The 8,523-nt window shown below is 37.4% G+C and carries 5 protein-coding genes; 2 read left to right on the top strand and 3 right to left on the bottom strand.

All coding sequences use genetic code 11. From position 1 onward, the window contains the following. Positions 1–115: 115 nt before the first annotated feature. Positions 116–2,491: a phosphoenolpyruvate synthase gene (gene ppsA / locus GQR46_RS12300; RefSeq protein ID WP_165741102.1), complete on the bottom strand. Its 2,376-nt coding sequence runs from the start codon at positions 2,489–2,491 to the stop codon at positions 116–118. 157 nt (positions 2,492–2,648) lie between these two features. On the opposite strand from ppsA, the gene GQR46_RS12295 reads away from it, so the two are divergent. Beyond that, the gene (locus GQR46_RS12295) at positions 2,649–3,458 is read left to right on the top strand and encodes a pyruvate, water dikinase regulatory protein (RefSeq protein ID WP_007583184.1); all 810 of its coding nucleotides are present in this window, start codon (positions 2,649–2,651) and stop codon (positions 3,456–3,458) included. A gap of 63 nt (positions 3,459–3,521) precedes the next feature. On the opposite strand, the gene GQR46_RS12290 is transcribed toward GQR46_RS12295, so the two are convergent. Continuing rightward, the gene (locus tag GQR46_RS12290; protein ID WP_008167282.1) at positions 3,522–4,871 is read right to left on the bottom strand and encodes a 3-deoxy-7-phosphoheptulonate synthase class II; all 1,350 of its coding nucleotides are present in this window, start codon (positions 4,869–4,871) and stop codon (positions 3,522–3,524) included. A 983-nt stretch (positions 4,872–5,854) separates the two neighbouring features. On the opposite strand from GQR46_RS12290, the gene GQR46_RS12285 reads away from it, so the two are divergent. Continuing rightward, a complete protein-coding gene (locus tag GQR46_RS12285; RefSeq protein WP_165741101.1) occupies positions 5,855–6,730 on the top strand; it encodes a DNA replication terminus site-binding protein in 876 nt (291 codons plus the stop codon). 69 nt (positions 6,731–6,799) lie between these two features. Here the strand turns inward: GQR46_RS12285 and GQR46_RS12280 are convergent, their stop codons facing one another. Next, complete coding sequence (locus GQR46_RS12280; RefSeq protein WP_024591590.1) at positions 6,800–8,014, bottom strand: hypothetical protein; 1,215 nt, start codon at positions 8,012–8,014, stop codon at positions 6,800–6,802. Between the last annotated feature and the right edge of the window lie 509 nt (positions 8,015–8,523).

The following is an 8,523-nucleotide window of genomic DNA, read 5'->3' as shown; positions in this document are numbered from 1 at the left end:
GTGCTTATTTAGATAAAAAATTAGCCCGTTAATTCACTTTTAATTGAGCATAAAAAATGCCAGCAATACATGGCTGGCATTTTTATAGCTTACATATTTATAGCTTACCTATTTATTACTTTGCTAATTTTTTAGCTAGGTATAACCATGTTTCTATTACTGTATCTGGATTTAGTGAAACAGAGTCAATACCCTGCTCTACTAACCATGCTGCAAAGTCTTCATGATCTGAAGGACCTTGGCCACAAATACCTACGTACTTTCCTTTTGCTTTAGCTGTTCTAATTGCCATAGAAAGTAGCTTTTTAATTGCAGGGTCACGCTCATCAAATAAATGTGCGATTAAACCAGAATCACGGTCAAGACCAAGCGTTAACTGTGTTAAATCGTTAGAGCCGATAGAAAAACCATCAAACATTTCTAAGAATTCATCTGCAAGTAATGCATTTGAAGGTAGCTCACACATCATGATTACTTTAAGACCATTATCGCCGCGTTTAAGGCCATGTTCTTCTAGTAATTCAATTACGCGTTTGCCTTCTTCAAGGGTACGTACGAATGGGATCATGATTTCTATGTTAGCCATATCCATGTCATTTCTTACGCGTTTTATAGCTTCACATTCTAGTGCAAAACAATCGCGGAAGTCTTCAGAGATATAACGTGCGGCACCACGAAAACCAATCATTGGGTTTTCTTCTTCTGGCTCGTATTGCTGGCCACCAACTAGGTTTGCGTATTCGTTTGATTTAAAATCAGACATACGAACAATTACACGCTCTGGTGCAAATGCACACCCTAGAGTAGAAATACCTTCAACCAGTTTTGTTATGTAAAACTCTACTGGTGATTCGTAACCGGCAATCATGTCAGTAATTTCTGCTTTTAATGCATCTGTTTGAGCATCAAAATTTAATAACGCTTTAGGATGAACGCCAATCATACGGTTGATAATAAATTCAACTCGCGCAAGGCCAACACCTGCATGCGGTAAGCGTGCAAAGTCAAATGCACGATCGGGGTTACCTACGTTCATCATAACTTTCATTGGAAGTTCTGGCATTTTATCAACGCGTGACGTTAGTATTTCAAAATCTAAAATACCTTCGTAAATAAAGCCGGTATCGCCTTCGGCGCACGATACAGTGACTTCTTGTCCCGCTTTAATTAAATCAGTTGCGTTACCACACCCTACAACTGCCGGAATACCAAGTTCGCGTGCAATGATTGCCGCGTGACACGTACGTCCACCACGATTTGTAACAATCGCTGCAGCACGTTTCATGATTGGTTCCCAATCAGGGTCGGTCATATCGGTTACTAAAATGTCGCCTACTTGTACCTGATCCATTTCTTTGATTGAATCAAGAACACGAACAACACCGCTACCAATTTTATGACCAATTGCACGGCCTTCAACAACAACGTTGCTTGTACCATTTAATTGAAAGCGTTCCATTACGTTAGAGTCTTCGTTTGAGCGTACAGTTTCTGGACGTGCTTGAACTATATATAGTTTGCCGTCGTTACCGTCTTTTGCCCATTCGATGTCCATAGGACGACCGTAATGTTTTTCGATGATTACAGCTTGCTTGGCAAGTTCTTGCACTTCTTCATCTGTAATCGAAAATTTATTTGAAAGCTCAGGGGCAACATCAACGATGTCTACTTGCTTACCGTGTGCTTTATCTTCTGAGTAAATCATTTGAATGGCTTTAGAACCAATGTTACGACGTACTACTGAAGGTTTATTTTTAAGGAGTGTTGGTTTATGAACATAAAACTCATCAGGGTTAACTGCGCCCTGTACAACCATTTCACCTAAGCCGTAGCTTGATGTAATAAATACAACGTCTTCAAAACCTGACTCTGTATCAATGCTAAACATTACGCCAGATGCTGATTTATCTGAACGTACCATGCGCTGAATACCCGCTGATAGGGCCACACCACGGTGATCGTAACCTTGGTGAACTCGATATGAGATTGCACGGTCGTTAAATAATGAAGCAAATACGTGTTTAATAGCGACCATGACTGAATCGATACCAACAACGTTAAGGAAAGTTTCTTGCTGGCCTGCGAATGATGCATCTGGCATATCTTCAGCGGTAGCTGATGAACGTACTGCGAATGATACATCTGCTGCAGTATCGCCATGGAGTTGGCTATATGCGTCGCGAATGGCTTGATCTAGGTTTGGTTGGAATGGTGTGTCGATTATCCATTGGCGGATGTCGGCACCGACTTTAGCGAGTGTATTTACATCATCAACATCGAGTGTATCTAGGATGTTGTGAATTTTTGCTGTGAGTCCTGATTGATCTAAAAACTCATTAAAAGCATCTGCGGTAGTTGCGAAACCACCCGGTACTTGTACACCAGCGTTTGCTAGGTTTGAAATCATTTCGCCAAGTGAAGCGTTTTTACCGCCAACTCGAGGAACATCTTGCATACCAAGCTCTTGATACCAGAGAACGTATTCTTGCACGGATCTTTCTCCAAAAAAAACAAATTGTAGGTCTAACTGTGAGAGTTAAGAAAGAAAACCTTTTATAAAGGTCATCATCATTCTACACTGGCAATAGTCCTCACGTAAACCGTGAGAAACCCATTTTAGGGATTTAAACGCAATAAAAAGGTTAATTATGAGAACTGCTTTTTATATATCAGATGGAACCGCTATTACTTCAGAGGTATTTGGGCATGCGACTTTGTCGTTGTTTCCTATCGATTTTAATCATAAAACAATTCCATTTGTAGAAACTGAAGAAAAAGCGCACGAAATTAAAGCATTAATTAATGCAACCGCTGCAAAAACAGGCGAAAAGCCATTTGTTTTTTTTACTTTTGTTAACCACAATTTAAGTGAAATTATAAAATCGGCTGATGCAGTCACGTATGACTTTTTAACTACATATAGCGAAAAAATAGAAAAAGAACTCAATGTAGCCCCAGTTCCTAAAATGCATCGTACGCATTCTATCCACGAAAAAAGTTATGATTTTAGAATTGATGCGGTTAACTATGCACTTATGAATGATGATGGCGGAAATATTAAAAACTTTTCTGAAGCAGACATCATTTTAATTGGTGTTAGCAGAAGTGGTAAAACACCCACAAGCTTATACTTAGCACTGCAGTACGGCATCAAAGCGGCTAACTACCCTATTACAGAAGAAGATTTAGATAATGAAGGTTTGCCTAAATGTTTAGTCCCTTACAAACATAAGTTATTTGGACTGACGATTGACCCTGAGAGACTTGCGGCTATTAGGCATCGACGTATGGCGAACTCTAAGTATGCTTCAATTAAACAGTGTCGTATTGAGGTTCGCGAAGTGGAAATGTTGTATAAGCGTCATAAAATTGCTTACTTTAATTCTACGCATCATTCTGTTGAAGAAATATCTGCAAAAATATTGATAGAAACAGACTTGGAGCGACGTAAGTACTAACTTACTAATAAAATTAAAAACAAAAAAACCGCAACTAAGCGGTTTTTTTAGTATCAATAAATATTATTTACGTGCGTCTTTTAGTAAATCAGCTACTAAAAAGCCTAACTCTAATACTTGGTCGGCATTAAGGCGTGGATCACACTGCGTTTTGTAACGCTGTGCTAGGTCATCGTCAGATAAACCGTAAGCACCGCCAGTACACTCTGTAACGTGCTGGCCTGTCATTTCTAGGTGAACACCACCTGCGTATGAACCTTCAGCTTTGTGTACAGCGAAGAATTGACTAATCTCGCGCATAATATTGTCGAAGTTACGTGTTTTGTAACCTGATGTCGCTTTTTCAGTGTTACCGTGCATTGGATCTGAGCTCCAAATTACTTTACGGCCTTCTTGTTGAACTCTTCTTACTAGTGCTGGAAGTTTTTCAGGAAGTATATCTGCACCCATACGCGTAATTAGCGTTAAACGACCAGGAATGTTATCTGGGTTTAATGCATCAATTAAACGAATTAGGTCATCTGGGTCCATACCTGGGCCAACTTTAACACCAATTGGGTTTTTAATGCCTTTAAAAAATTCAATATGTGCATGGTCTAGTTGACGAGTACGTTCACCAATCCAAACAAAGTGAGCAGAACAATCGTACCAATCACCAGATAAGTGGTCGCGACGAGTAAGCGCCTCTTCGTAACCAAGTAGTAACGCTTCGTGAGAAGTGTATAAATCGGTTTCTTTTAAGCTTGGCGCAATTGTAGAGTTAATTCCGCACACTTCCATAAACTCTAGTGCGTCTTGAATTTTATCAGCAAGTTGTTGGTATTTTTCTTTAAGTGGATTTGCAGCAACAAAGCCCATGTTCCAACGATTTACCTGGTGAAGATCGGCAAGGCCACCTTGTGCAAAGGCACGTAATAAGTTTAACGTAGCGGCACTATGATGGTATGCAGTCATTAAGCGTTGTGGATCGGGTATACGTGCTTCTTCTGTAAACTCGATATTATTAATAATGTCGCCACGGTAAGATGGTAAAGACACGCCATTAATTGTTTCTAAGTCTGCTGAACGAGGTTTAGCGTATTGACCAGCCATGCGCGCTATTTTAACTACAGGGCATTTACCGCCGTAAGTTAATACAACAGCCATCTGTAAGATTGTTTTGAATGTATCGCGAATGTTAGCGGCATTAAAATCGCTAAATGATTCTGCACAGTCACCACCTTGAAGTAAAAAAGCACGCCCTTCGCACACATCTTCAAGTTGTTTGAATAGGCTTCTTGTTTCTTCAGCAAAAACTAAAGGTGGTGCCGTTTTTAATTGGCTTTCTACTGATTTAAGTATTTCTTGATCCGGGTACTGTGGCTGCTGCAGTATTGGCAGCTCTCTCCAGCTATTTGGGTTCCACGATTGCATAATTTTTCCTCATTCCTACATTACCTGATAAGAAGAAATTAACGTATGCAGGCCCCTATGTTCAAGGACTAAATTCACTATTTTCCAATTATTTAGTTATGAGTTAAGTATAAAAGTAATCTTACTTAACCTAGGTGGTTATATAACATACACTTTAGTTTTATTTCGAAGAAACTAAAGTGTTTAAATACATGCGTTTAGAGCTAACTATTTACAATTTTAACGCATTGAGAATAAATAGTACATAAGGGTATGTTATACGTAATTTTACTGGGAACACATCGTACTTAAATGGCGGCTTCTGTAATCTTAACTTTACGCGGATAATTAATTAATAGCTATCAAGTGCTATGTGCAGACCTTAATGTATGATAAGAGCGTTTGTGGTAATCATTTATCTGCGCTTTAAATCCTAGACGCATAGTCTTGTATAGCACTCGTATGCTGGACTATATTCACAAGTGCTACAACTCAAAGGTGTGGTAGGCCATTAAGTTTTCTCTTCAAAGTGATAGTGCTAATTTACAATTCATCATGATTAAAGCCGCTACTGCTTGAAGTATCCTTAAAGAGGAACTGATATCAAAAAGCATTTGTAGTCATTGTAACCTTTAGGCTGATCACCGTACTGCCAACACGGTGTAATATGAGTCAGTAATTATAAATACTAAGACTGTTAGATAAATATATGAAAATTATATAACTCCGCTTAACTCATTTTTCTAAACTTAGTTTTATCACCTACTACGTAGTAGGCGTATTAGCCTTTTTATATACGACAAAGTAAATACTCCAATCTCATATGAATTAGTAATGAGTTTCAATCTTTCTTCATTTATATATCCCACTAAAAAAAGAACACATCATACTTATTTTAGTTATAATGTAAGTATAGTCACCGAGTGCTGTTAATTATTAATTTAGACAAAGCAAAGTGCATGTTATAACATAAGGCTAGTAAGATGTGTTCTTTGAGGTGTGTAATGGTAACTAAGGTACAAATTAGAAGTCAGTTTGATTTAATGAACGAATTAACTTTAAGGTTGATTGAAGAACTAAAAGAGTGTGAATTCTCCAAAGCGGAATATTATCAATTACCAGATGTAAGTAGTTTCGATGAGAGTAAAGTTCCAGAATCTATACTTGTTTCTAAAATCACTGGAGTACCTGCTCAAAAAGCAATCCTAAACTCTTTTTCAGACATGTATAAAAAATCAGGATTAAGCAGTCGTGTTTTAAAAAGGCACCCTGGTTTGCTCGTTATTAAAAATGCAGATAAACAAGCTTTAAATAATCGTATAGCTCAAGTAAATAAAGCTAAAGCTACGTTTAAAGAATGTATTTTAGCTATTGATAGCAACGATGCTCGATTTGAAGCAGTTCACAATGCTATACCAAATTTAATAACGCTTGCTGCGTATCGTAAAATTCATAGTGAAAGCGAATCGCCATTTTCGGTTAGGTTTACTTGGATGCACAAACACGCAACTAAAACGCTGACTAAAAAAATGGCTCTCGAAATGCTCGACAAATCGGCCAGTTATCGAAATCCAAGAATGATAGATCAACAAAAATGGCAATCACTTGTAGCTCAAGAACAATTACGGGTTGCTAGTTTAGGCGAAAAGGAAAAACTTAGAATTCGCCGCCCTACTAGAGTGAGTCCACAGGTTAATGTGAGATATACGGCGCAAAATCGCTATCATGTGAGTGCTGCATTACCCTTTATTCTGATTAATCCAGAACCAGATGTAAAATTAGGTATATTACCTGATTATCAAAAACCCGATACTCACCCTCGTAAGCGCGAGTATGATTTTTTGGTTGATAGGTTATATTTAGAACAGGTTGAGCGGTAGTCATTATGTTAAAAAGGCCACATAGTGTGGCCTTTTTAGTTATGCGTACAGTATTTAAAATGACGGTTATTATTTTTCTACTATTTCTTCAATTTTATCTTCATCAATCAGCACGGCATTTTCAACAATGCGTTTACCGCCTTGGATTTCAATGCGTTTATTGTGTTTGTTCAATGTAAGTATTTCATCGCAAAACTGATCAGACGGGTGCATTTCGTATGTGTAATCGATAATGTTACCGGTTTTGTCATCTTTAACGTTTGTAATGCTGTATTCTGATATTGCACCTTTTTCAATCAAATCTTTCATTGTGGTGGTCATATCACGACGAAGTGCTTTTAATTTATTTTCGGTAATATCATCAGTTGAATAAATAGATCCGTATTTTTCCATAATAGAAAGTAATCTAAAATGGTACGTTTTACCTGGTGCTGCATAACGCCAAAGGTGATACAAACGAAGCATCATCCAACGCGATAATCCACGTTTTAATTCTTGTGCGCTATTAAAGTAATACCCTTTGTATTCAAGGTTATCAATCATGTTATGAACAAATGCATTTAAACAGGCGACGCATTTTACATTGCCACCCTGACCTTTTTTGCCACTAAAATGCAGTGACGATAAAAAGTTCATGTTTGACTCGTAAAACGAATCATCTATATCAGAATTTTTAGTATCTGTTGCCGAATATTTAAATGAAAGTTTAGAACCTTGCAATGCTTCAAGTGACTCTTTTATTGCAGGATATGGCATTGACTGCCCTACCGCTTTGAGTTCTTGTGCTAATTCGTTCATAGAAAAAACAACCGCGTATTGAATACCGGATTTAAAATTAATTTTAACTATTTTGCCTTTAGAAGCTAAACGAATAAGTGCTCGCTCTACTTTTTCTTCTCTATCTGATGGCCAAACAAGGTATTCAACATCTTCGCCATCTTTGCGTGTACTTACAACAGCTGGCGTTATTTTTATTTCGCCATCGTACAAAATACCATCTACTTTTTCAGATATTTTACGCGTAATAATTGTTTTTTTAGGCGCTTCTTCAAGTGGCAATTTTTTATAGCCCGAGCGAACAAAGCGTCCCCACAAATCATAGTGATTAAACGTGTTTGAATATGCACGTAATCCATGTGCTGCATTTTCAATAGAAATTCGCACGTCTTTGTTGTCTGTAAATAGTGCTAAACTTTCGTTATCTATTGCACTTTCCACCCCGTGGATTTGGCCCCTAAGTGTATCGGGCAAGTTATCTACCGAGATGTTGACCTTTCGGCTCATTGTTCTTATTTCCATTTTTATTGCGACAGCTAATAACAACACATTAAGCAACAAAAGTTAAATGTTTAAGTTAGTATAAAAGTGATCTGACTTTAAATAAAACGTTTGGATCACTATTATACTAAGTGATGTACATTACTTACGATTTCAGATCATATTTATACTAACTGGACTATCACAAATCTAATTTTTACTAACTCAGCTGTTATTTTGTCCATTACAATGGCTTAATTTTAAAATTAAGCACGACAAATACACCAAAAAATATATTCCCCTGTGGATAAAGCCTTATCGAGTTAGAATAGATCTGATCTGTACCAAGTACAGATCAGATCTATACTAATTAAAAGCGTATTTTTATGTTGCGACTAGTGTATAACTTTATAATTTACTTAGTAAAAAACTGATCTGCAGGGCTCTTTTTGTTCATAACTTCATGCGTAACCTGTGCATAACTCTATATTTAAAATAGACCTTAGTAAAAAGCTGATCCGCAGGTAGATAAAGAT

Source organism: Pseudoalteromonas sp. Z1A6 (genome assembly GCF_011378745.1).
GTDB lineage: Bacteria > Pseudomonadota > Gammaproteobacteria > Enterobacterales > Alteromonadaceae > Pseudoalteromonas > Pseudoalteromonas arctica.
This window is presented reverse-complemented; position numbering and strand designations above follow the sequence as displayed.